The 23,146-nt window shown below is 67.6% G+C and carries 24 protein-coding genes; 4 read left to right on the top strand and 20 right to left on the bottom strand.

The genetic code is table 11. The features are described from left to right. Positions 1-704: 704 nt before the first annotated feature. The 11 genes from AB0B58_RS23985 to AB0B58_RS23935 all read right to left on the bottom strand — a co-directional run bounded on the left by AB0B58_RS23985 (position 705) and on the right by AB0B58_RS23935 (position 12,635). Complete coding sequence (locus AB0B58_RS23985; RefSeq protein WP_360227490.1) at positions 705-1,163, bottom strand: hypothetical protein; 459 nt, start codon at positions 1,161-1,163, stop codon at positions 705-707. 570 nt (positions 1,164-1,733) lie between these two features. Next, positions 1,734-2,057 carry a hypothetical protein gene (locus AB0B58_RS23980; RefSeq protein WP_360227487.1) on the bottom strand — a complete coding sequence of 108 codons (324 nt, stop codon included), beginning with the start codon at positions 2,055-2,057 and terminating at the stop codon, positions 1,734-1,736. A 123-nt stretch (positions 2,058-2,180) separates the two neighbouring features. Beyond that, on the bottom strand, positions 2,181-2,951 hold the full coding sequence (locus tag AB0B58_RS23975) for a peptidoglycan-binding domain-containing protein (protein WP_360227484.1): 771 nt from the start codon (positions 2,949-2,951) through the stop codon (positions 2,181-2,183). A 77-nt stretch (positions 2,952-3,028) separates the two neighbouring features. Beyond that, entirely contained in the window at positions 3,029-3,337 is a 309-nt protein-coding gene (locus AB0B58_RS23970; RefSeq protein WP_360227481.1) for a DUF2746 domain-containing protein, read from the bottom strand. A gap of 48 nt (positions 3,338-3,385) precedes the next feature. Continuing rightward, positions 3,386-4,444 carry a fibronectin type III domain-containing protein gene (locus AB0B58_RS23965; protein WP_360227478.1) on the bottom strand — a complete coding sequence of 353 codons (1,059 nt, stop codon included), beginning with the start codon at positions 4,442-4,444 and terminating at the stop codon, positions 3,386-3,388. A 13-nt stretch (positions 4,445-4,457) separates the two neighbouring features. Continuing rightward, a complete protein-coding gene (locus AB0B58_RS23960) occupies positions 4,458-5,147 on the bottom strand; it encodes a hypothetical protein (RefSeq protein WP_360227475.1) in 690 nt (229 codons plus the stop codon). 119 nt (positions 5,148-5,266) lie between these two features. Beyond that, a complete protein-coding gene (locus tag AB0B58_RS23955; RefSeq protein ID WP_360227472.1) occupies positions 5,267-6,721 on the bottom strand; it encodes a siphovirus ReqiPepy6 Gp37-like family protein in 1,455 nt (484 codons plus the stop codon). Beyond that, positions 6,722-8,212, bottom strand: coding sequence for a hypothetical protein (locus AB0B58_RS23950; protein WP_360227469.1), 1,491 nt, complete (start codon positions 8,210-8,212; stop codon positions 6,722-6,724). Continuing rightward, positions 8,212-11,913: a hypothetical protein gene (locus tag AB0B58_RS23945; protein ID WP_360227466.1), complete on the bottom strand. Its 3,702-nt coding sequence runs from the start codon at positions 11,911-11,913 to the stop codon at positions 8,212-8,214. The genes AB0B58_RS23950 and AB0B58_RS23945 overlap by 1 nt, the downstream gene beginning before the upstream one ends. A gap of 9 nt (positions 11,914-11,922) precedes the next feature. Continuing rightward, positions 11,923-12,228, bottom strand: coding sequence for a hypothetical protein (locus tag AB0B58_RS23940; protein WP_360227463.1), 306 nt, complete (start codon positions 12,226-12,228; stop codon positions 11,923-11,925). A gap of 65 nt (positions 12,229-12,293) precedes the next feature. After that, positions 12,294-12,635, bottom strand: a complete 342-nt coding sequence (locus AB0B58_RS23935) for a phage tail assembly protein (protein WP_360227460.1) — start codon at positions 12,633-12,635, stop codon at positions 12,294-12,296. Between the two features lie 294 nt (positions 12,636-12,929). On the opposite strand from AB0B58_RS23935, the gene AB0B58_RS23930 reads away from it, so the two are divergent. From AB0B58_RS23930 to AB0B58_RS23920, 3 genes are read left to right on the top strand one after another with little or no spacing between them, the layout of a single operon-like run. Continuing rightward, the gene (locus AB0B58_RS23930; RefSeq protein ID WP_360227457.1) at positions 12,930-13,301 is read left to right on the top strand and encodes a hypothetical protein; all 372 of its coding nucleotides are present in this window, start codon (positions 12,930-12,932) and stop codon (positions 13,299-13,301) included. Next, entirely contained in the window at positions 13,298-14,401 is a 1,104-nt protein-coding gene (locus AB0B58_RS23925) for a WXG100 family type VII secretion target (protein ID WP_360227454.1), read from the top strand. The genes AB0B58_RS23930 and AB0B58_RS23925 overlap by 4 nt, the downstream gene beginning before the upstream one ends. After that, complete coding sequence (locus tag AB0B58_RS23920) at positions 14,394-14,687, top strand: hypothetical protein (RefSeq protein WP_360227451.1); 294 nt, start codon at positions 14,394-14,396, stop codon at positions 14,685-14,687. Before AB0B58_RS23925 ends, AB0B58_RS23920 begins: the two co-directional genes overlap by 8 nt. Positions 14,688-14,800: 113 nt before the next feature. Here AB0B58_RS23920 and AB0B58_RS23915 read toward each other — a convergent pair whose 3' ends face one another. From AB0B58_RS23915 to AB0B58_RS23890, 6 genes are all read right to left on the bottom strand, one after another. After that, positions 14,801-15,538 (bottom strand): hypothetical protein, encoded by a 738-nt coding sequence (locus tag AB0B58_RS23915; RefSeq protein ID WP_360227448.1) that lies wholly within the window; start codon positions 15,536-15,538, stop codon positions 14,801-14,803. Positions 15,539-15,609: 71 nt separating this feature from the next. Continuing rightward, complete coding sequence (locus AB0B58_RS23910) at positions 15,610-16,077, bottom strand: hypothetical protein (RefSeq protein WP_360227445.1); 468 nt, start codon at positions 16,075-16,077, stop codon at positions 15,610-15,612. 26 nt (positions 16,078-16,103) lie between these two features. Beyond that, positions 16,104-16,493: a DUF5403 family protein gene (locus tag AB0B58_RS23905; protein WP_360227442.1), complete on the bottom strand. Its 390-nt coding sequence runs from the start codon at positions 16,491-16,493 to the stop codon at positions 16,104-16,106. Beyond that, positions 16,493-16,822: a phage head-tail adapter protein gene (locus tag AB0B58_RS23900; protein ID WP_360228064.1), complete on the bottom strand. Its 330-nt coding sequence runs from the start codon at positions 16,820-16,822 to the stop codon at positions 16,493-16,495. The genes AB0B58_RS23905 and AB0B58_RS23900 overlap by 1 nt, the downstream gene beginning before the upstream one ends. Positions 16,823-17,159: 337 nt before the next feature. Next, positions 17,160-17,624, bottom strand: a complete 465-nt coding sequence (locus AB0B58_RS23895) for a hypothetical protein (RefSeq protein WP_360227439.1) — start codon at positions 17,622-17,624, stop codon at positions 17,160-17,162. 414 nt (positions 17,625-18,038) lie between these two features. Continuing rightward, positions 18,039-19,103 (bottom strand): hypothetical protein, encoded by a 1,065-nt coding sequence (locus tag AB0B58_RS23890; protein ID WP_360227436.1) that lies wholly within the window; start codon positions 19,101-19,103, stop codon positions 18,039-18,041. Between the two features lie 371 nt (positions 19,104-19,474). On the opposite strand from AB0B58_RS23890, the gene AB0B58_RS23885 reads away from it, so the two are divergent. Then, positions 19,475-20,038: a hypothetical protein gene (locus tag AB0B58_RS23885; protein ID WP_360227433.1), complete on the top strand. Its 564-nt coding sequence runs from the start codon at positions 19,475-19,477 to the stop codon at positions 20,036-20,038. Positions 20,039-20,066: 28 nt separating this feature from the next. Here the strand turns inward: AB0B58_RS23885 and AB0B58_RS23880 are convergent, their stop codons facing one another. The 3 genes from AB0B58_RS23880 to AB0B58_RS23870 are packed head-to-tail and all read right to left on the bottom strand — an operon-like array spanning position 20,067 to position 23,139. Beyond that, entirely contained in the window at positions 20,067-20,594 is a 528-nt protein-coding gene (locus AB0B58_RS23880) for a hypothetical protein (RefSeq protein WP_360227430.1), read from the bottom strand. Further along, positions 20,591-21,661: a hypothetical protein gene (locus tag AB0B58_RS23875; protein ID WP_360227427.1), complete on the bottom strand. Its 1,071-nt coding sequence runs from the start codon at positions 21,659-21,661 to the stop codon at positions 20,591-20,593. Before AB0B58_RS23875 ends, AB0B58_RS23880 begins: the two co-directional genes overlap by 4 nt. Then, entirely contained in the window at positions 21,658-23,139 is a 1,482-nt protein-coding gene (locus AB0B58_RS23870; RefSeq protein WP_360227424.1) for a phage portal protein, read from the bottom strand. The genes AB0B58_RS23875 and AB0B58_RS23870 overlap by 4 nt, the downstream gene beginning before the upstream one ends. Positions 23,140-23,146: the final 7 nt, after the last annotated feature.

The following is a 23,146-nucleotide window of genomic DNA, read 5'->3' as shown; positions in this document are numbered from 1 at the left end:
GCTGTGCCGGCTGGCGGAGGGTCGGGGTTGTCGGACTCCGCGCGAGCGCCGCCCTGGCAACGATTCCACAGGTGACGGGCGTGACGGCCCTGCCGGGCCGGTGCGGTCGGCACGGATGTCTGGGCAGCGCAGTCGGCCTCCGGGTACTCCCAAGGATCGTGGGCGAACGCATCGGCGGGCGTCAGCCAGAACCGAAGGGTGCCGTTGTCAAGAATGGACGGAGGCGTTTCGCCTTCCATCGATTCCAGGCCGCGTTGGTGGGCCTGGTCGAACATTGCCGCCAGGCCCTCGGCGGTGTAGCCGGGCGCGGCGTCGATGTAGAACTCGAAACTGTACGGATCTTCGTACAGGCAAACCAAGTCGGCCTGGACCACGTGCGGTTCGGAGTTCCCCCGTGCGTCATCGAACGGCTGGTGCATACCGTCTTGGCACCCCCCGGAGTCCCTGCGAGCGCCGTGCTCGCAATTGAAGCATCGGAATTTATCTGTCGTTGTCAAGGAAGGGGAGCCTGATCTGTCCACAAGGGACTAAGGTCGGCTGGGAGCGCGGCTTCCCCCCGCTTGCTAGATCACCCTACCGATTGGTACGGCTAGTGTCTGCCAGCGAAGGCGGGTTGTTACCGGGTGTTCGAACACGCCGACCTGGCCGAGTGCCGACCGGCTCGACTGTCCACCGTGGCCACCGATCACGCACAGTGGCGAGGGTCAGGACGGCGTTGCCTGTCGCTTGCCAGTGGCTCGCTGCGGAGCGCGAATGATGTCAGTGTCGCGCGCCTCGCGCGGAATGTAGAAGAGCCCCTCTTTTGTTTCGGGGTCGTAATGAAGGACCAGATTCTCGTGGTCGAGCCATTCCAGCCACTTGGTGAGCGCCGCCAGATCCTGCGGGCGGAGTTCTTTTCCTTCACGGCGACGCGCTTCCATGCGCAATAGATGGACCGCGTATTCGCCGCGATGCTCCTCGTTGAGGCGCCAGGGAATGAGGGCGTCGTTCTGCGTGGTCCGCCGGTCAAGGGCGAGGCGCCGACGCACGTTGCCCCACATGCTCGGGTTCGTCTGGATGTCGTACTTGCGCAGGTACTCGTCGACCATCCATTGGTAGGTGCGACCCTCGTCCATCCAGGTCTTCACCTCTTCCATGTTGACGATCTTGGTCTTGGCGACCATCGCACCCCTCCACGCGCTCCATTTGACCAGGTCAAGCCAGGACTCTGCCGTCCAACGAGCCCGCCGGCTAGCGGCGAATCACACTGCCGACCAGACCTGCGTGGGGTCATCTCGGACCACGCAGGTGGGTCAGAGTTGTCCAGCGTTATGCCGCACAACTAACGTGTAAGTGTAGTGAAGCCTACGTGATGCGGGCTGGTCAAGGCTTGCCCGGGTACGCGGATTCACCACTCTCACTACAGAGCAAGGGGAGCGTGGATGCAAGCGGTGGCGGCGGTATGTGGGGTATGCCAGGACGCATCTCGACCCGCGAAGACGTACACCGTCATGTGTGGGGCTCGGTCCGCGACCGTATCGCTATGCGCCGAACACGGTGCGCCACTCGAACACCTGTTCGAGTTAGGTGTCGAGTTGGTTAAGAAAGGAAACAGAACACCTGCGCCTGCGCGCAAGCGGCGCCGATCACGCACCCGTGTCGTCACTTTGCAGGAGATCGAAGCGCTGAAACGCCGAGAGGCCGGCGAATGAACGCGGCGACAGAAGCGCGCCGGATGCCGCGTTCAAGCAGCGCTACTCGGTGTCGGAGGCGCCGAGATCATCACTGTCAGTGAGTGGGCTGCCGGTCGAGAGCCATGGAAGGTAGGTGTCGATCCAGCCGGTCACGGCCGGAAGTGCCATGAGTCGTGTGATGAGTGTCGCTCCCGCAGTGACGGCGCCAGCAACGGCCACATAGGCCGCGTAGTGACTGGCGGACAGGTGCTCATGCAGCACAGCGGAGGCGACGGGGATGGCGACGAGCAGGACGCTCGCCGCCGAGATGGCCGCCTGGAAGGCGGTGCGGAGGGTGCGCCGCCGCGCGTCGGCGCGGCCCGGTGACTGTCCCTTGTCGGACACGAATACATTCTCCTATTTGCTTGCACTACAGGGCTTTCGCTCCACCGCGGAGCGTGGTTAGCTGGCAACGCACGGTCGGACGGCTTCCCCCGTGGCCGCCCGACCGTGCTATGTGTGACGCGACTACATCTTGTTGATCTCGGTCCAGGTGCGCCGGCCGGCGATGCCGTCCACGGCGATGCCACGCAGCTTCTGGTACCAGCGCACCCGCGCCTCGGTGGCCGGGCCGAAGTCGCCATCGACCGGCGAGCCGATCATCGCCTGGAGAAACTTCACGTGCTCGCCTGCGGAGCCGCGCCGCAGCTCGGGCCGGTATGCGCCCTTGCACCACGTGCCCTTCGGCGCCGGCGGCTTCGGCTTGGCGCCGGTGCGCTTGAGCCAGGCGTCCAACGACTCGCCCTTGAGCACGCTCAGCAGGGCGTCCTTGTTGGCCCGGCTGGTCACACGCTCGCGGCTCTCGGAGAAGTGGATGTGCCACAGGTGGGAGTCGTCGCTGGTGATGTCGCGGTCGTAGCGGCAGTCCCAGCCTTCGACGTGCCGGTCCTTGTCGGCCTGGCCGTAGATGTCACGCCAGCCATCGAGGCGGGGATCGCGCTTGTCCCTGCCGGACGCGATGATCCGGCTCATGTACTTCGCGATGGTGCGGTAGTCGCCGCGCTGCGCGCTCTTGAACGTCCAGTCCAGCGCCGCCGCCTTGTCTGCCGGACCGCGCTTGTCGACCGCATCACGGACGGAGTAGTTGTTAGCGGCGTTACCCGCCCGCGTGTTGTGGTAGCCGGGCTTGCGCGCGTAGATGCCGCCCAGCTCGGTGTCGCGGGGTTCGAGGGCGTGCAGCTGCTCCCACAGCCACCACATGGCGTCGGTGATGCGGGCCGGGTTCGGGTTCGGGGCCACGGTGGGGTGCCTCCAGAGATGAGGAAGGCCCCGCCTTCACGCGGAAGGCAGGGCCGTGGGTGGTCGGTGTGGGGTGGTTAGCGCTCGCGGGTCGTCAGCGCGTCCAGGCGCCGCTCCACGGCGAGGCGTTCCGCGCGTTCGTGGCGCAGCTCAGCGCGAAGGCCGCCGATGTCGCGGGCGTGCTCGCGCAAGAGCTGGTCGTGGCGGTCCTGGCCGTCGAGGAGCTGGTCGACTCCAGCGATGACCTTGTCGAGGTCGTCGCGCAAATTGGTGCCGTGGGCGTTGTGCACCTGCTCCTGTACGGCGCCGAGGGCTTTGTGTTGGCGGCGCAGCAGCTCGACCACGACACCGATGAGGGCGACCAGGACGGTGCCGAGCGTGGTCACGAACGCGACCTGGACCGGGGCTTCAAGGGCCAGCGATGGCAGGGTTGGTCACCTCCACCCTGTGCCGTTGCCGACCTTGACCGTGGCGAGCACCCATTGCGTGCCGGTGCCGACGTAGATCAGTGCGGGCACCCAGGCGGTGCCGTTGCCGATCCGGACGCCGGACAGCGTGGTGAAGCTCCTGACCGCCGACCAGGCGCCCGCGCCGTACGCGGTCACCGCGCGGACCCGGACGTAGTAGGTCGTGCCCGGCAGCAGGCCGGTCAGGGTCGCGGGCGAGGCGGACCTGCTAATGGTGGTGGCGCCGTCGGTGAAGCCGGCATCCTTGGCCGTCTGCACGTGGTGGCCGGTGATGGTCTCGCCGCCGTCGTCGCTCGGCGCGGCCCAGGCGAGGGTGGCGGACTGCGGGCCGATCCCGGTGATGGCGCCGAGCGTTGGAGCGCTGGCCGCGGTCGACTGGGTCTCGAATTGGCGGGCCGCGGACCAGGCGGACCAGCCGACGCTGTTCTTCGCCTGGATGCGGACGTAGAGGGTGGTCCCCTTGGGCAGGCCGGACAGGGCGCGGCTGTTGGCCCAGCCCGTGCTCCAGGTCGTCACGAGGCTGGTGAACGCGGAGTTGCGCGAGACCTGTCCGTTCACGTTGGTCAGCGAGGCGCCGTTGCTCGCGGGGGTCGACCATGTTGCGGTGGCGGTGGTCGAGCCGATGGAACCGACAGTCGGCGCGCCTGGCGTTGACGGCGCGCTGGCGGGCCGCCGGGGCAGGGTGATCGACCGAGAGTGAGTCGGCTTCGCACCGTTGTACGCGCCGGACAGGCTGGCCGAGTAGCTGTAGGTCGGTCCGCCGTCGTAGTCGATCCCGGCCGAGAAGCTCTTGCTGTAGAGCAGCTTGCTCTCGCCGTCCTCCAGGGTGTTCGTGAAGGAGTCGGAGTCGCCGCTGGGGCCGGACAACGTCCAGGTCTGATTGTCGTCAAAGCGCCAGTCGTCGGAGACCTGGATGTAGAGCTTCACGGTGACGGTGACCGTGGTGCTTGATGCGCTCGGTGTGGTGGTGGTCAGGTCGATGCCGTACCGCAGGTGCCCGTCGTAGGAGCCCCACGTTGTTGCCACAGGCGATGCCTCCTTAGGCGGTCGGCTGAATCCAGATGCGGTTGGTCAGCGCAGTGACGCCCGGCTGAGTCGGGGAGACGATCAGCTCGTAGCCGCCCCACTGGGAGGCGTTGTCGGACTGCACGGAAGCCGTGCCCTGCCATTCGGTGCCGTTCCAGAACTCCCAGCGCGCGGTCGTGTTGTTGAATCCGATCTGGTACAGGCGCGACGATGAGGTCGGCCGGGTGGTGTTCGACCAGGCCCGCACGCGGGTGCCGGTGAACTGCCGGGAGTCGGTCACCATCGCCGCGTCGATCGTGGTGGCGTTGGCCTGGACGGTGACGTTGCCCAGGCTGATCTCGAAGATCCCGGCGTCGGTCTGCGTCAGGGACGGAGCGGAGCTGCTACCCGCCGTGCCCTGCAGCACCGCGAGCGTGCCGAGGTTGGTTGACGGGTTGATGCGCATCACCACGCGGTCCACGCGGGAGGATGTCCCCGCGGCCGGGATGGTGACGGTCTCGACGGCGGTCGACGTGACGAAGTGGCCGCGCAAGAAGGCGCTGCCCGGCTGGACCTGGACGGCCATGCCGCCGCCGTCGGATACCCGCAATCCGGTGCCGCCGATCGAATCGGCGACGCCGTTGTCCTGAAGCTCGCGCGCCCACTGGGAGAACTGCGCCTCGGTGGTGTCCTGATCATCGAACGGGAATGCGGTGATAGCCAAGGGAAGGTGCCTCCGGGCATGCGACACGCCCCGCGGCACGCGGCTACGGGGCGAGGGAAACGGGGGGTCAGGGCAACAGGCCCTGGGTGCGCCAACGCGGGCGATGCCGCTGCGCGGGGTCAGGTGGACTGCACGGCGATGTAGTCGAGTAGGCAGGGCAGCGGTGCGGTCCACGAGCTGTTGACCCTGATCCGGAACTGGTTGTTGGAGATCGGCAGAATTTCGGCCGTGGTGAAGATGGCGCTGCCGGTGCCGCCGCTCACCTCGTGAGCGTGCCCGGTGACGGTGTAGGCGCTGGTGGGGAAGGCGGCGCCGGGCAGGGTCACGATGAACGTGTTCCAGCCGGGTTGGGCTAGTCCGAGGCCGCGGTTACGCACGGAGATGATGGCGGGGGTGGTCGTGCTGCTGCGCTCGAGGGAGGAGACGCGGGTTTCGACGGTGCTGACCCGTTTGCTCAGTGCGGCCTGCGGGTCGAAGCCGGTCGCGTCGCCGAGGACCGCGCCGACGCGGAAGCCGTCGCTGTTGGCCTTGAGGACGAAACCGCTCACGGTGGTGGCCAGTTCCTGGCCCTCAACCACGACGGCCACCTTGTCGCCCATGCCCCAGGTGGTGCCGTAGGGCATCGCGGAGTCCTCCATCGGGACGACCTGCACCGCGAGGGTGCTGAATCCTGAATCGGCCAGCGCCTCGTCGCCGGCCTGTTCCAGCTCGGCCACAACGCCCGTGTTGCGCTGGTCGAGGAACTTCTCGATCCGGCGGCCCCATTCGACCTCCGCGGCTTGCGCCGCCGCGTTGGTGCGCAGTACGAACCGGCGGCGAACGCCCTCGTCTTGCCCGGCCACCAGCACGCGGGTCACGCCGGGTGGGCTGATGGCCACCTTGTGGCCGGCGAGGGTCGAGTTGGCGATGTCGAGCCGGATCAGGTCGGAGCGGTCGCGAACCTCGTACGTTTCGAAGATGATGCTCGTGCCGCGCTGCACCATGCGGAAGCCGAGGTTGCCGACGCTGGCCAGCTCGGCGAGCAGGTTGCCCAGCACCGGGAACCGCGCCGACTTGGCCGTCTGCGGGCCCCGTCCACCGTTAGCGCCCATCGCTATCTTGGCCAGCAGCGTGCCGGCGGGACGGCGCGCGATCGGAGCGGCCGGGCCGATGTTCGCATTAACGAACTGGTGCATCAATGTCTCGGCCGGGCCGGTGCGGACGTCGTTGGCGATGGTCTGCGTGGTCGGGTCGCCGTTGCTCGGCTGCGGGTACGCCAGGACGTCCGCGAGCAGGACCGTGTCGGTCACGCCCGAGATCGTGACCGTGCCGGCCGTGCCGGTCGCGGTCGCCTCGTTGCGCGGCTCCACCACGGGTCCGGTCATGAGGACGTCGTCGGGGCCGGTGATGATCAGCCCCGCCCCCGGGGTGCGCAGCGCGCCGGCGAGGGGGTGCTCCGCGGCGAGTCGTAGGGTCCATGTCCCTACGTTGTTGAAGACGTCCTGCACTTGGAGGTCGAGTTCCTCGGGGCGGATCTGTCCGATGCGGTGGAGGCCGCTGTCGCGGACCTCGACGGTGATGTCCGACAGCTTCACTTAGATGATCACCCGCTTTCGGGGCTGCCACGTGCATGTGATCGAGGAGCGGCCGGTCACCAGCGCCGCGCGCCTAATAGAGGTCGAGGCGTTCGCTGTGCCGGTCCAGCCGTAGACGCCACCCGCCTCGGAATCAGTTGTGGTGCCGTCGAAGTAGTCGCCGGTGTAGGCGCCGGGCATGACCGCCCAGTAGTCGATGTCCAGGTGGGAGTCGACGGTGGGGCTCGGGTTGGGCAGGGTGATGTACAGGCCGATGTCGCTGTTGTCGGAGCCGTCAACAGCCGCGGTGAAGGTGTGTCGGAACTTGGTCCATGCGTCCCCGATGCTGGGGGTATTGATGTTCGCCATGACCCAGGGAGCGCCGGTGGCCGGGGCGATGCGGATGGGCAGTGTGCCGGCGCTCCCACCGATCTGACGGAGTCGGATGAGCAGTGTGTAGGTCTGATCGGCGACGATGTCCGCGCGGGAGAGTGCGGTGGAGCGGGCGACCCGGTAGGAGGCCGTGCCGCTGTTCGCGGGCGTCGTCCAACGCGCGTACTGGGCTCCGGTCGTGCCGGCCAGCCCAGCGGTGATCTGCGCGCCGGTGGACACCGATGCGGCCAGGCCGGCGGTGTTCTCATGGTTCGGGTTCGTCACCAGGTTGGTCGCCAGCGCGGGGCCAGTTGCGGTCAGCGCGCCGGTCGACGTGTTCTCCAAGGAGGCGACCGCGACGCTCGTTCCCGGCGGTACCGGCCAGAACTTCGGCGCGGGAGCGAGCTGGCCGTACCTGTTGGCGCCGGTGCCGTCGGTCACGGTGGCGGTGCGGCAGTCGATGATCAGTTTCTCGTCGGCCGTGAGCGTGCCGGCCCAGCGCAGCGTCGCGCCGGAGGGCGAGCGGGCGACGAAGTTGGTGCCCGGCCCTTGCACGGTCCAGACCGGATAGGCCGGCGCGGTACCCGGGTTGGTCAGGCGGATCTCGCCGATGGCCTGGGACGCGGCGACCCTCATCCTGGTGAGCGGCCCGTTGAGCAGGCCGCGCCCCGAGCTGCTGTTCTGGATCTTCTCCGACGACGACACACTGTAGGTCCAGTACGGCGACCCGGCCCGCAGGGTGATGACCGTGGACAGGTCGCGCTCGCCGGTCGTGTCGGTGCCGTACCGCCAGCCGCCCCCGCCCTGCCAGGCGACGCTAGTCGACCAGTAGGTGCCGTCGTCCTGCACCCAGCGCAGCGTGCACTCGCCCGAGGCGAGCATCATCTCCAGGCGGGCGACCAGCTCCTGCAAGCGGGGCCGGTCCGCGGCGACCAGGTGCAGTGGCAGGTCGATGTTGCGCGAGCGCAGGCGCGAGCCGCGGTAGGTGGCGCCGTCGCCCGCGCCTTCGATCCACTGCGCCGATACCTCGGGGAACCCGAGCCCGGTCGCGCCGGCCGTGGCCTGCGCGCCGGTCCCGAAGTTCGCCACGTCATCGAGGTTGATCGTGTCCGTGCGGTTCGTGAGGACGAGATGCGGCATTACCAGCCCACCATCCTGGCCCGGCCCGTTGCGGCGAAGAGGTCTTCCTCGCTGCCGAGCGATGATCCCGGGGCCGCGTAGTAGTTGAGTACCTTGGTCACGCCCCCGGCGCTGGTCTCGGCGGCCAGCGCGCTGCTCACGTTGGCAGCGAGAGCCGACGCGTCGAAGGCGCGGACCTGCGGCGGGCTGACAGTCATCGACCCGATGTCCGCGGTGAGCCCGGACAGGGACTTGCGGACCGCGCCGTAGCGTGACTCCAGCCCGCGAATGAATCCATCGATGACGAGCTGACCTGCGTTGACAAGCAGCACCCTGTCCAGGGATTCGGGCCCCTTCCAGGCCGTGAGGCTGCTGGTGAGGTCGCCCAGCCTGCGCTCGACCGCGCCGAACATCGAGGTGATGCCATCGATGAACCCGGCGATGAGCTGTATGCCGGCGTTGACGAGAATCGAGGACAGGTTCCCGAGCGCGGCCCGCGCCCGCGATGGCAGCTCGCGCACCGTGTTCTCGGCGTCGGCCACGCCGTTGGCGAAGATGGATCGCAGGGTCGTCCAGGCCGCCGACGCCAGATTCGTGATCGTGTTCCACAGCCCGGAGAAGGTCGACCGGATGTTCGACCACGCCGCGGTTGCAGTGCTGGTGATCGCGGCGGTGACCGAAGACCAGGTGGAGCGCAGCCAGTTCCACACCGTGGCGGCCGTGTCTTGGACCGCGTGCCAGGCGTCCGACCAGGCTTGCCGGGCCTGGGCGGTGCTGTTGGCGACGGTGTTCTTGATGACGTCGAAGACGGCCACCAGGATCGCCTCGATGGCGCCCCACACCGCGCCGAACACTTCTTTGATCCCGGTCCACACCCGAGACCAGTCGCCCTGAAAGACGCCCGCGAAGATGTCCCAGACGCCCTGGATCAGCTTGACGGCGGCCGTGAAGATGTCGACGACCAGGTTGATCGCGACGATCAGGTTGTCGAGCAGCGTGTCCGCGAACATTTTGATCGCCGGGATCAGGTACGGCACGAGGAAGTCAACAACCGTCTTGATCATGTTCAGCAGCGGCATGAACGCCTCGGCCAGCCGCGCGATGGCGGCCTGGAACTGCGGCAGGTGCTCCGTGATCACCGGGGCGATCGCGGCGATGAGCGGCCCGACGATCGCTGAGACGATCTCCAGGATCTTCGCGATGACCGGCGTCAGCGCGGTGACGATGCCGCCGATGGCGGCGCCGAGCGCTTCGAGCAGCGGCCCGAGCACCGGCAGGACCGCGCTGGCCAGACTCGCGACCGGCGGGATGATCGCCGCGATCAGGCCCGCCAGCGGCCCGAGGAGCGAGGCCAGGGTCTCGACCGCGGAGACGAGCAGGTCACCGATCAGCGGGGCCAGGCCCTGCAACGCTGGCGCCGCCGCGGAGACAGCGCCGAGGAGCCCGTCGAACGCCCCGCCGGAGGCCACCTGCATGACCGCCTGGCCGAGCCGGGCGAACAGCGGAGCCACTTGCTGCAAAGCTGCCGCCAGGCCCTGCCCGAGGATGGTGACCACCTGGCCGAGCACGGGCGCCAGGGCCGTGACGGCGTTGGCCAGCAGGGTGAAGACCGTCGCCACGTTCGGGGCGAGCGCGGTCAGGAACGTGCCGAGCAGGCCACCGATCGCGCCGAGCGCCGCAGCGACCGGCCCGAACGCAGGCGCGAGGGCCTGCACCGCAGCGCCGATGCCCTCGAACAGCTTGACCAAGCCGCCCTGGAAGGCGGGCGAGGCGAGCGCGTCGGCGATGCTGGACAGCAGCGTGCCGATCGCCTGCCCAGCAACCGGCAGGACCGTCTGGAGGGTGCCAGCCAGCGAGGTGAAGAACCTCGTCAGCGCCGGGCCTGCCTGGCTGGTGATGTTGTCGATCGCCTGATGCGCTGCGGCGAACACCCCGACCAGGGAGCTTTGGAAGCTGGCGCTGTTGACCGTGTCCGCCACCGCGGCCAGACCGTCCGCGAGGGTCGCGAGGGTGGAGCCGCCTGCGGCGGTGGCCGCTTGCGCGATGCCGGCGAGGATGCGGCCGAGGTGGAGCACGACGCGGCCGAGGTCGGTGAACGCCGTGATCGCCGTGTCGATCCACGCCTGGAGCCGGCCGTCGCCCGCGGCTGCGGACAACCACGCCTCGAAGCTGTCGGTGATGTCGACGAACCACCGGGCGAGGCGGGGCAGGTAGCCGGCGCCAGTCTCGCCGAGGATCTTGATGATGGAGGCCAGGTCGCCGGTTGCCTGGGACGCGATGGTGATGCTGGCGCTCAGGTCGGCGAACATGGAGCGCAGGGCGCCGGCGAACACGTCGGTCAGCGCCGTCGCGAGCTGCCCGAAGAAGCCACCCAGCTCGGTCGACACCTGCCGCATACCGGCCGCGAACTGCGGCAGCAGGGTGTCCACGAGCGTGCGGATGGGCTTGTTGGCCGCCGACCAGAAGTCGCCCGACATCTGGTCGGCGAGGGTGGAAAGCTGCGCCTTGACCTCGGGAAGGACCCGATTGAAGTCCTTGAAGGCCACGACGGTCGCACCGACGCCGAGCGCCAGCCCGCCCAGAATGCCGGGCAACGTCAGGGCAGCCGGCGCGATCGAGGCCAGCGACGCGGACAGCGACGCCAGGCTGGAAGCCGAAGCAATCCCGGTCGCGCCGAGCCCCGCAACCGCCAGGGCAAGCGACGCGATCTTGGGTGCCATCCGGTCCAGGTTCGAGAAGGCGTCCCACAGCCTGTTGAGCAGGTCGCCGATGACACGCACTCCGGAAATCGCCGTCAGCGCGGTGCCCGCCGCGACCGCGGCCTTGCTGTCGACCAGGGGAATGAGCGAGACCACGCGATCCCGGGTCAGGACCGCGAGGCGCGCGACCGCCGACAGCCAGCTCGGTTCGGAGACCTCAACCTCGATCTCAGACCTGACCTTGTCGATCTTGTCCCGTAGGTCGGCGATCTTCCGCTCGACTTCGCGGCGCTGGCGGTCGTTCAGCTCGGGCGTGATCTGGGCACGTAGGTCGTTGATCTGCTCGACGTACGTTTCGATGCGCCGGTACCCGGCCGCCATCTGCGCGGTGTCCAACTCGGGCTTGACCCGAATACCGTCGAGGATTGACGCGATCTCCTGCCGTACACGCCGGTAGTCGGCATTGTCAGTGGCCAGCTTGACCGTGATCTGCTTCTGGAGCTGTTCCTCCATCAGCTCGCGGGCTGCCGTCAGGTCCGCCTCGTTCAGGTTCACGTCCAGATCGATCTCACCGATCTTGTCCATCTCACGATCAATCTGGTCGAGGGCGCGTTCCAGCGAGCGGACACTGGTCGGGTCGACCTTCAGCTCGATCTTGGCAACCTTGGCGAGCTGCTCGGTCAGCAGTTCCTTCGCCGCGGTCAGCGAGCCGCGGTCCAGGTCAACGGAGAGCTGGGTCTCATCGATCTTGTCCAACTCGCGCTGGACCCGGCCGACCGCGGCCCGCACGCTCGACTCGTTGTCCAGGCTGACCGCGACGGTCACGTCCTTGAGCGCGCGTTCGATGTCGCGCTGAGCCTGCGCGGCCTGCCGGCCCAGCCCGGCCGTCTTCAGTTTGATGTCGACGTTCAGCTCACTGAGCTGCTTCTCGATCCGGTCGAGGTCTCGCTGAGCGGCGGCCCGGAAGTCCGAGGTATCGGGCATCACCTTGACCGCGATCCGGCCAATGATCGTGCCTGTCATACGCGCCCCCTACCGTCGTGTGAGCCGCGTGTAGAGGTCGGCGACCGTGACCGGCTTCTGCTGCTCGGCCCGGCTCGCCGTGGCCTTGGGGCGCGGCCACGCCGGCAGGGCGGGCGCCTTGCCTTTGGCCCAGTTGCCGGTCGCCCTCGTGTTCTGGTTCAGCGCGTCGTAAAGGTCGGCGATCAGGTGCCGGTCGACACCCCAGCCGAAGTGCTCCCTACCGCCCGCCGCGAGAGCGGCGGTCAGGGAGGTGTCGGGGAGCCTCTGCGCGAGCGCGAGGACCAGGCGGGGGGCTGGCCCGTCTCCTGCGATCACTCGGGTCAGGTCGACGCCGTAGTGGTGAAGCAGGTCGGGGTACAGCCCGTCGCCGTAGTCATCGATCAGTCGCGCGAGGCCGAGGCTTCCCCCGCCTGCGTCCCCTCGGTGTAGGCGGTGAAGATTTCGGCGAGCACGGCGAGGTCACCGCCGATCGCGGCGAGCAGCCGCTTGGCCTTGGCCGGCGTCTCGGCGACCAGGGTCAGCGCCTCGGACAGCAGCTCCTCCTGGTCCGCGTCATCCGCACGCAGCTTCTCCTGCGTGGCGAGCAGCGCGGTCCGGTTGGCCTTGGCCATCCGCAGCGGGTTGAGCAGCCTGACCACCGTGCCATCACCAAGGTCGATGTCGGTCGAGCCGTACTTCGCTTCGGCGGCGGCGCGAATGGTGTCGAGGGTGAGATTGGGCATGGGTGGCGGACCTCCACGGTCAAAGGGCATACGAATTCAGACCCGGGGAATGGCGTCGGCGAACAGGCTTGAGTACCGGGCCAGGCACGCATGAACATGCCGAGCAGCGCTCGGCATCCACGAGCGATCGACAGCAGCCGGCACAACGACTTCGGAACTACGCATGACGGCAGAAGCGTGATCAATGCGGCGTCCACCCATACCGAGTCTGAAGTCATGGGCGCCTTGTCGGCCTTCGGGAACTAATGTCCTAGTGGACGCCAGCGGGAGCAAGCGTCTGTTAGCCTCCGCGCTGTGGCCAGGAAGAACAGCAGGGACAGCAGCCGACGGCGTACCCCGTCTGCTGATGAGCAGAGGGCGTTAGCAACCGAGTACGAAGAGGCGATCGCGAAACTCCAGCGGTCCGCGTTCTGGAATCTTCGTACCCGTATTGCCAACATCACCATTTTGCTCGGCGTCTTCGCTGTCGCAATGATCGCTTGGGGTGAAGCCGACGGTGCGCGGCTGGTGCCGATCCTCACCTGCGCAGTCGGTGGAGTTTGCGGTGCCGGCGTATACGCCAGCCGGCCCTACCCGCAGTTGACGCGCTGGCTCCTGCTCTCTGCAGTCGTTCTGGCCATCCTCGGAATCGTCGGTCTGGCCCTCATGACGCAGGTCGACAAGTGACGGGCCTGCAGGTCGAGCCGAGTACGCTCGTTTCGTACGCGGCGCAAATCGACCGTGCCCACGACGCGTCAACCGAGATCCAAAACTACGTCACCAAGCACTCCACGGCCGGTCTTGGTGGCGAGATATTCTCCATTGCTCGGGAAGGCCACGAGCATACGGTGACAGGAGTGCAGAACACGCTCAATCGCCTCGCCTGCATGCTGGAGTACTCAGCGCCCGAACTGCGCGCAGCCTCCAAATATTATCGAGAGACCGACACGGCCTCGGCGAAGAAGTTCGACGGCCTGGTTACACCGGGTGCTTTGACCCGCCCCACGTCACTGGAAAACGAGATCTCCTCCAACATGTGCCAGCCGGGATTGTTCGGCGACTCCCGGGCTCCCGTCGGCCGACTCACTCCACCAGCAGACCCTGACAACCCGCCCAACAAACTCGGATGGTTCGACTACATCAGCCCGACGTCGTGGATGATGAAAGGTTTCGATATCGTCCTCGGGTTCGACCCCATCGCCGAAGTGCAGAACAAGGTCTTCGGCGATTGGGAGGCCGTTGGCCGGATGGCATCCGTGATGGCCAACGTGGAATCCGCGCTTCACGACCTCTCCATCAATGTGCAGTCGGGGGCAACGCAGCTGCATGGCCTCTGGCACGGCAATGCAAGCGACGCCGCGTATCGATACTTCACCGACTTCGCAACCACAATTGACAACCTCAGGCCCTCCTTCAGAGAAATCTCCGCCGGCTACAAGACCATGGCTGACGCGGTATGGGCGGCAGGGGATGCGCTCGGCGGTCTACTCAAGGCCGCAGGGGACGCGGCCATCATCGCCGGAATCGCGGCAGTCGGCGGAACCGCCACCTCATGGACCGGCGTCGGAGCCGGTGTCGGCTACGGGGTGGCAGCACTCGAAGTCGCCAACATTCTGCGCATCTGGGGCGAAATAACGAAGCTACTGCAGAACCTCAACGCCGCTGTCCTGGCGTTCAGGGCGCTGCTCAACCGTGAACTCAGCAACCTCGACAGCGTCGCGATTCCGGCCATTGGTGGCGGAGCCGGATACGACCACCCGCTTACTGGAGCTGGGGCCCATGGCTGACGAGATCCTCGACATCGCTCACGGTAATCGTCGCCTGGCGGCGGAGATTGAGCGCACGCTGGCCGAGCTAGCCAAGAACGGCAGCGAGGTGATGCGCGAAATGGCAACGGCAGTTCTCAAAGGCGAGATATCACTCCGCGAGGTCGCCTCAAGCAGCACATACGGCGACGAGGTCGCGGCAGGACTCGACAAGTTCTGGAAGCAGTACCAAGCGATGTCTCCCGAGGAACGCACCGAACTTGAGGAGACCGGCCGCGAGAGCCTCGGCCTCCCGCCGACGAACTGACTTGCGCGGCGGCGCGTACCTGACTCGGCGCTCGAACCCGTGCGCCGACTGGTGCAGCGACGGCTGCGCGCGGAGGTCCGCGAGCACGCGCGCAGCCGGGCGGAACGGGTGGGTCAGCTCGCGATGCCGGCGACCCAGGCGGTCCCCGACCAGTTCGCGTTCGACGTGTCGCCGAGGATCACGTACTGACCGGCGGTCCACCTGGTGGTCGGGGTCGCCTCGACGTCCGCGAGCGCGGCCAGGTTCGCCGGGGTGGCGGAGCCGGGCGGCGTGAACGAGCCGGGCGTGCCAGCGGTCGCTCCGGTCGCCGGCGTGCCGCCGAGCGGGGTGACCGCGTAGGTCCAGGTGTTGGTGCCCAGCACCATCGGCTTGACGCCGAGCGGCAGGCCCGCCAGAGACTCGGTGTCGGAGATGGACAGGTCATCGGCCCGGTAGATCTCGGCCTTCGGCGCGTAGAACGCGAAGTGGTTCTCGCCGTCCACGAAGATCGTCAGGAAGGCGCACACGGTCGGCACCGGGTCCTGCGGAACGCCGATCAGCCCGTTCGGCAGGGTCGGCGCGTTCGCACCGTAGAACAGGCGCAGGGCGTCCTCGTCGAACTGCATCAGCGTGAAGGTCATCGTCTCCGACCGGGCGCTGTACTTCGTGCGCAAGCTCTTGTTCTGCAAGCTGCCCAGCGTGGTCGCCTCGCCGCCCTCGGAGGTGATGCCGAAGATATCCTCCAGGCTGGTATGGCCAACCGGGTTCCAGGGCGTGCCGGGGGCGAGCAGATCGTTGGGCAGCGCGGTGCCGGTCGGCGAGGTCAGGTAATTACCGGCCCCGATGACGAGGGTCGCGTTGTCATTAAGCACTGATATGGGCTCCAAGGGCAGGCCGAAAAGCCCCGCCCTCAACGCGGAGGACAGGGTGAGGGCAAGACAGGTCAGGGCAGGGGGAACGGCCGGGAACGCGGCTTGCGGATGGCGACGCGGTACTGCGTCTCGTAGCGCCACACACCCGTAGGCAGGTCGGCGTACTGCACGGGTCCGGTCGCGGTCGCCCAGTCCGTGACCCGGCGCGGGGCCGAGGTCATCTCGACGCGGATCAGGTTGCCGCGGCCCGGGACCACGGTGTGATGCAGCCAGGCATCGCGCAGGGCGACGCGTACCGCCTCGGACAGGATCGCCGCGTCCTCATCGCCGTTCGGATCGGTGCAGAAGGCGTGCACGATGACATCTGCCGAGTCGAGGAACCGGGTGTCGCCGGCCCATTCGCCGAAACTCGGCGCACGCCGCACGAGGACCATCGGGAACGTTTGGTCGATCCAGATCAGCGACTGGACGCTGACGCCGGGCAGGGCCGCGCGCAGCAGCCACAGCATGACGTCCTCCACGGGACTCAGCTCCGCCATCGCGCGAATGTGGTCGGGCAGCCCGCTCATCGGCGGCCCCGCTTGCGGCGCAGCCGCGGCACCTTGATCTTCGGCCGGCTGTCCTTGGGCAGGCGCGAGGCGTGGTGCAGGATGAACAGCCCCTCCATCTCGCCGTACTCCTCGCCCGTCTGCGGGTCGATGTAGCCGGCGCGGCCGTACTCGATGCTCAGAGCCGCCATCTGCCCGCGCTCGTCGGACAAGATGACGTAGAAGTCGATGTCGCCGCTCTCGATGTCGATCTCGGCGTGACCGTCCTGGCGGTGCCGGACCAGCTCCGCGTCGGCCCGTGCGGCGATCTCGAACGTGCGGCGCTCGAGGTCGGCCTGTACGCCCTCGTTCCGGGCGATCACCTCAGTGATCTTGCGACCGTTGAGGCCCTTGTAGATGTAGGCCATCAGGGGCGCTGCCGAATGTCGATCGACCAGTGCCGCACCCGACGGCTGCCATGGTGCAGAGCGGGCGGGGTGACCACGTCCCACATCCGCCCGGCCCACTCGACGCGTGACCACAGGTCCACGTCCTCGATGTCGGCGTTGACCAACATGCGGGTGACGTTGATCTGTGCTTGACCGGGCACCTCGGCGCGGGCGCTGCGTTGCGGGATGAACACGGCGCGGACCTGGTGCGGCCCGTCATCGTCCGCCGTGAGCACGTGGTTGCCGCGGTTGTCGGTGTTGCTCGTCGTCTTGTAGATGAGAGCGCGCTGGCCACGCCTGCGCTGCATGCTCAAGGGCGAAGCCTCCTCGATGTTCGAGATATGGCGCAGGGTGGCGGCGACGCCCTACAGTCGATTACGTGCGGCGATCGCGTGTTGACTGGGAGCGGCTTCGGCGGCCCGCAACCGTTGCCGCCCTGACAACGTCGTTAGCCGGGACAGAGGTCCTGAAAGTCGCTGCCGGCTTCTCTGAGTTCCCGAGCGCCTTCCAGATGTGGTGCACGGCTGGCGTTGCGCTCGCGAGTGGGCTGCTCGGGTGGGTTGCTACCTCGCCCTCAAAAAAAATTCTGCTACCTAGCTGATTGCAAACGGGCCGACCCCTGAATCCGCAGTCCGATGCGGGGGTCTACCAGGGCTGATCCTCGTACGCGAACAGCGGGAAGGGCTTGCCGCTGCCGTCGACCGGCACGAGGCCGACGGGCCGCTTGCGTTGCGGCCCCCATGCGGAAATGGTCGCCGAGACCAACGCCGGGTTCTTGCCGGCCAGACCGCGCAACAGCTTCTGCTCGTCGTCGGTGAAGTACACCGTCCCGGCGTTCTCACCCGCGGCGTCGTTCCAGCCGAGCGTTTCATCGCCGGCACGCGACTGCGTGTAGCCGTTGGGGTTGCTCATGTACCGGCGGCACGCCTTGAGAACCAGAGTGCGCACCAGTCGGGGCACCGATTCGGCGTCCCAGTCGCGGCCATAGCTACGGGCCAGGTCCGAGGCGTCCTCCAGAGCGCCCGCCGCGATGCGTAGCTCGTCGTCGTCTAGTTGCCAGTCCAGACGCTCCACCAGATCGGATACGGTCGCAATCGGCTCCAACCTCACCTCCTTTGGCAGATGCCCGAAGAGCAATCGCTTCCATTTGCGGTAGCCCTCTACACTTCGGATGTGCCTCGACAATCACGCAGAACCGGACCTCCGTCGTCGCGGAAGTTACGAGCTGCGAAGTTCGCCGTAATGACGGCAGCGACCGAGGCACTGAAAATCGCGGCTGGCTACAGCGGGCCTCCGTCTGCACGTCAGGCAGCCGTATTGGCAGTCGCTTCGATTGCCGCGGGTGTCCTTGGGTATGTCATTGAGCCGCCCAGGAGCGTTTTAAAAAACGCCATGAGTGCTAATCTGTTAGGTGTCGCTCGCCCCGCCCTTTGACACGTACGGGTCAAGCGGTTATCAGCGGCTCCGCCGTCACTCAACCACGGTCATGATCATTTCCTGAGGGCTTCAGGCGACGCTGTTCGGCTATGGGCGACGAGTGCGTGCCTGAGTGGTCAGTCCTGCCGCAGCGGTGCGCGGCCACGGCGCGGCGTCGGAGATGCCGGTGATCTTCGCCAGCTCGCCCGAGGCCGGCGGGTACGCCGAAGCGCCGCCGAGGGTGAGCTTGATTCCGCGGACGAAGTGCTCCCCGATCGAGACGATCTCGGACTGTGCGGTTTCGTCCCAGCCGACCAGGACATCGGTGACCGCCCGGAACCCGGCATAGGTGTTCACCACGCTGCGGTCCTGCATGTAGAGCGGGTCGTAGTCGCGGACCCAGCGCAGGGCGATGCTCTCGAAGCTGGTGGTCGCACCGTACGGTACCGACTGCGGCACGCTCGGAGCGCCGGACAGGAAGATGAACGCCGATGTGGCGAACGCGTACGCGGCGTCGGCCGGGATCTCCTGCGAGACGACGATCCGGAAGCCGCGCCGGTTGCCGATGGTCGCGGTGGTGAGCGCGGACTCGGCCTCGTTGTCGCCGACGAACTGGGCCAGGTTGAGGTTGTCGTCGTTGAGCAGCGCGGACTCGAAGTCCGAGCCGACCAGCAGGTATCGGGAGCCGTCCGGGACGTTGAACTTGTTGAGCACCCGGCGGGCCTCGGTCAGCGCACCCCGCAGGTTCGCCTCGGCACCACCGATGACGACCGGGTACACCTGGCCGGTCAGGGCGTTGACCGCCCGGCGGGACAGGCCACGGGCGACGGCCTTGACCTGGGGGCGCAGCAGCTTTCCCCACTGGGTCAGGTCGAAGTCGTTCTGCTCGTCGGTGAGCTTCACGGCCGAGTAGACGTTGCCGCCAAACTTCGTGGCGATCTTGCGTTCCTTGTACTCGTCAAAGACGATCGGCTGAGAGCGGTCGTTGCGCCAGCCGTAGTCGTGGAACGGCAGGACGCCTTCGACGGGCACGCTGATGGTGTCGTCGTCGGCGCCCTTGTACTGGTCGATGCCCTGCTTCTGGAACAGGTTCGGGACAACCAGCTCCTGCTCCAGCATGCCGACCGCGGTCGCGACCAGCTTCTCGGGCTTGACGATCTGATGTTCTGCCAATGCGTGCCCTCCAGGCATGACGAGAGCCCTCGCCAAGGGCTCACAGGGTGATCAGGTGGCTGACAGACGGCGCCCGCCCATCGGAGGCCGGGGCTTCCCATGAGGCAGCACTCGACGGCTGGGGACCTGGCTCGGTGCCAACTATGTAGACAGTGTTGGCCCGAGCCTGGTCGCGCGGTGGCACAATCGGTCTCCCGATCGAGCGACGGAGTTGATCGAGCGTGCAGGGTTCGAGTGGGACTGGACCAAGCGTCGCGACGCGGCTGCGAAGTGCTTGCGCCCGCGTCGCGACGCGGCTGCGAAGTGCTCGCGCTCGGGTAGCCGTCTTGATCCGGGAAAACAAGTTCAATTCGGTCATATTGTTGCTTACGGTGGTCGGCGTCCTGATCGCAGCCGGCGCGCTCGCCAGAGACGCCTTCGACTGGAAGGTGCCCTCTCCGGCCGAGACCACGCCGCCGGCCAGCCCTGTCGCGCCGACCAAGACCACCGCGTCAACCAGCACTGACCCAACGACCAGCACGGCCCCGCCCGCCAGCACCCCGCCGTCAGTCAACTGCAGCGGCTCGCCGGTCACGAACGGCGTGATCTACACAGGAAGCGCGGTTCACGCAGACCGTGGCTTGACGCTCACCATCATGAAGATCTCCGTCCTTGGCGGTGTCTGGAAGGTCGACCTGTCGGCCCGCAATGAGACCGGCAAGCAGCTCGCCCTGCTCGTCAAGAATTTCCGCTTCACCGGACCTAACGGAGGTGACGAACGTCCCGGCGACCCCGACCGTTCATCGTGGACCGAGACGGTGAAGAACGGGACGACAACGACGGGCTCGATCAACCTTAAGTATTCGATCGAGAGCGGCTGTCTACCGATGAAGGCCGAATTTCTGGACGCCTTCGGGTCCGCCACTAGTATCTCCGTCCCGATCCCTCTTCAATGATCGGACGCCGTAATTACCAGCAGGGACATCAGCGACGCCGCCCGCCGTACCGGCGGGCCAGCACCCGGGGATCGATCTCGCCGTCGGTGTCGTCGGCCGGGTCCAGCCCCCCGCTGAGGTTGGCTGGCGCAGTCGGCGCCGCGAACTTCTGCAACGCCTTGGCGTCGGTCTCGAGTTCCTGCACAGTCGCGCCGCGCAGCCGTGCGGCCAGCTCGTCCGGCAGGCCGAACCGGCGGGCCACGTCGTTGCGCGCGATGGACTGCTCCAGCTCCGCGTTCTTGGCCTTCGCCTCGGCCAGGGCCGCCTCGAACTCCTCAGGCGTCTTCGCCTCGCCGAGCTGCTTCTCCACCTGGCGGAGCCGGGTGCGGTAGTTCGCCGCTTCGCCGCGCACGCGGGTCAGCTCCGTCAGGGCCTGCTCATGGGTGAGCGTGCTCCCGGCGGTATCGGTCTCGCCGGGTTCGCCGCCTGCCTGTGTCTGATCCGTGGTGGTGGCCTCGGACTCCTGGCCCTCGCCCGGTACGGCGCTGTCATTGATGGGTGCAGTCACTGCGGTCACGCCTCCTGGACGCTGCTTGTCGACTCCGCCACCCGGGCGGAGGTTGCTTGTTCTTGGCGAATGAAGCGGCGCCATGCGCTGAGCGCGGCCTTACCGCGCAAGCCTTTGGTCACCTGCGGCCACAACTGCTCGTAGCGGCGGTTCAAGGCGTACAGAGCCGAGTCGCCGTACTGGTCGCGGCTGTAGACCGGCTCGGCGTAGCAGTGGCAGTTGTCGTGATACGCGTCGCCGTCGGCGTACTCGGCGGTGCGCTGCGACTTGTAGACCGGGCCGCGGGAGATGAGCATCGCGCACCAGCCGCACGGCGTTCCCGACCGCGATAGCCGCACGTAGCCCTGGGCCCGGGGGTCGGCCTGCGTCAGAGACCACACCTGGCCGCGGGCGCCGTCCATGACCAGGCGTTCCGCGGTGGCGGCCTGCCGGGTACCTGCCCGGCGGTGCGCGTCCTCGCGGAGCGCGTCGACCTGCTCGGCGGGTGCCGTGGTGTCGATGCTGGCGAGTTTGCGATCGAGGTTGCTCGGCCCCAGCGCCTCCAGGTCGATACGGGCCTCCTGCTCCGCGGCGCGCTCCAGGCGCACCTGCTCGGCGTCGATCGCCTCGATCTGTTCCACGAGAATCCGATCGGCCTCGTCGTCACCGCGGTCCTGCGTGGCCTGCGATTCGGCTGGCTCTGCGGCCGGTGTTACGGGTTCGGGCGTGGCGACCGGCGCCGGACTGGTGGATGACGCTGGCGTGCCCGCCAGGGCGGCGAACTCGCGGCGCAGCATGGCGAGCGTGACGTAGGCCGGTTCAGGCTTACGCGGGTCGGCCACCGTTGTGCCGGTCCGAAGCGCCCTGACCAGGCGGTAATACGCCATAGCCAGGTCCCGGGTACGGGCCCGGCGGGTCATCACCAGCGTGATCGCGCGGCGCAGCCATGCCGCACTCAGCGCGGCTGTCTGCACCGGCGGCACCGCCTGCCACAACTTCCGGGCGTCTTCGATGGTCGCGGCGCCGAGCTGCGTCAGCGCGAGGTGGTAGGCCGCCGATGCCTGTTCGGCTTCAGCGGTACGAGCCGGCGTGGTCACGCCGCCTCCGCACGCAGCTCCGGGTCAGGCGCCGCACGGCGCAGCGCCTGCGCCAGTTGCAGCTCCGCGTCATCGTCCTCGCGGATCTGCTCCCAATCCCGGATCTCGGTCGCGGTCACGCCAGGCACCCGGGACCACAGGCCCCGCCGCGGGATGCTGAGCGCTTCGGCAAGCTTTCCGAGCCCGTCTGCGCTCTGGGCGAGGGACTTCATCTCCATGTCGCGCCACAGCACCTCACCGGCGTAATCCAGCGCGGACGCTGTGTCGCCGGCCATTTCCGCAGCGACGCGGAACACCCGCTCCCAGGCTTCGCCGAATCCCTTACGGAACTCTTCGATCTTGCGGGACAGGGCTGTCTCCGCAGCAAGCAGCGCCTCGGCGGACAGGTTGGCGATCTGCCCGAGTAGATGGTGCGGCGGGGTCTGCGAGATCGCCGACAGGTGCCGAATGCTCATGTCGATCGAGTCGATGAACCCGCCCAGCGGTGTCTCCGCGAGCGAGCCGAACTTCACGTCGGGGTCCTCCGCGAACAGGAACCGCTTGGCATTGACGTTGATCGGCAACGGGATGGTCTGGCCGTTGGCGTCCAGCACCGGCTCGCCGTCGCTGTTGCGGCGGATCGGCGGGGCCATGCCCGTGGCCGTCCGAACCTTGAAACTGGCGTAGGTCTGCGCCACCAGCAGGTCGAAGACCGTCTGGTTGATCCGGTTCTGCAACGGGATCATCGGCTCTACCACGCCGACCGTGCGGCCTTCCAGGTCCACGGCTGCGGCGAACCGCGTCACCGGGCACTCGGTGGCGCCATGCCGGCCGACCACCGTGACCCGGATGCTGGCGGCATCGGTGAACCCCTTGAACGTCACCCGGTACTCCGTGGTGGCATCCCACATTCGGGCTACCCCGGGCAGATCACCATGGGGCCGGCGGGTCACGGTCAGCGCGACATGCGGAACCTCATCGTTAGCCGGGTCCTCGTACAGGGCTGCGGTGCGCAGCGCCGACAGTCCCTTGGTGCGCACCCCGGCCGCGGTCTTCTCGGTGAGGGTGAAGGAGTGCCCGAAGGTCAACGCGCCCCGGTGCACCGCGGCCTGGCGGGCATCCAGCCGCGACTGCTGCCAATGGCGCCACTCCGGAAGCTGCTCCGAGTCGCCAGCCTCGGCGGACCGGCCGCGGCGGAAGCTGTCGACATAGAGCGCTTGCGCTGGCGTGCCGACCAGAAGCGGCATCCAGTTGCTGACCGCGCGCCTGGCCAGCAGCCGGTATTCGGCGTCGGCCTGCAACGGCATGTACGGGTCGTCGTGCCGGCCCTGCATGTAGTCGTCGATGCGCTTGAGCCGCGGCAGATCCCGGTTCAGGACCGCCAGCAGCCTGCGGGCAAGGGCCCGGGGCGTGCCATCGGCGGGGAGGAGCAACCATTCATCTCGTTTGTCGACGGGCAGAAAGAACCGTTCATCTCGTCTGTCGACGGGCGGGAACAACCGTTCA

Source organism: Actinoplanes sp. NPDC049118 (genome assembly GCF_040648555.1).
In the GTDB taxonomy this organism is placed as follows: Bacteria; Actinomycetota; Actinomycetes; order Mycobacteriales; family Micromonosporaceae; genus Actinoplanes.
Note: the sequence above shows the minus strand (reverse complement) of the source record. Positions and strands in the feature narration are given on the sequence as shown.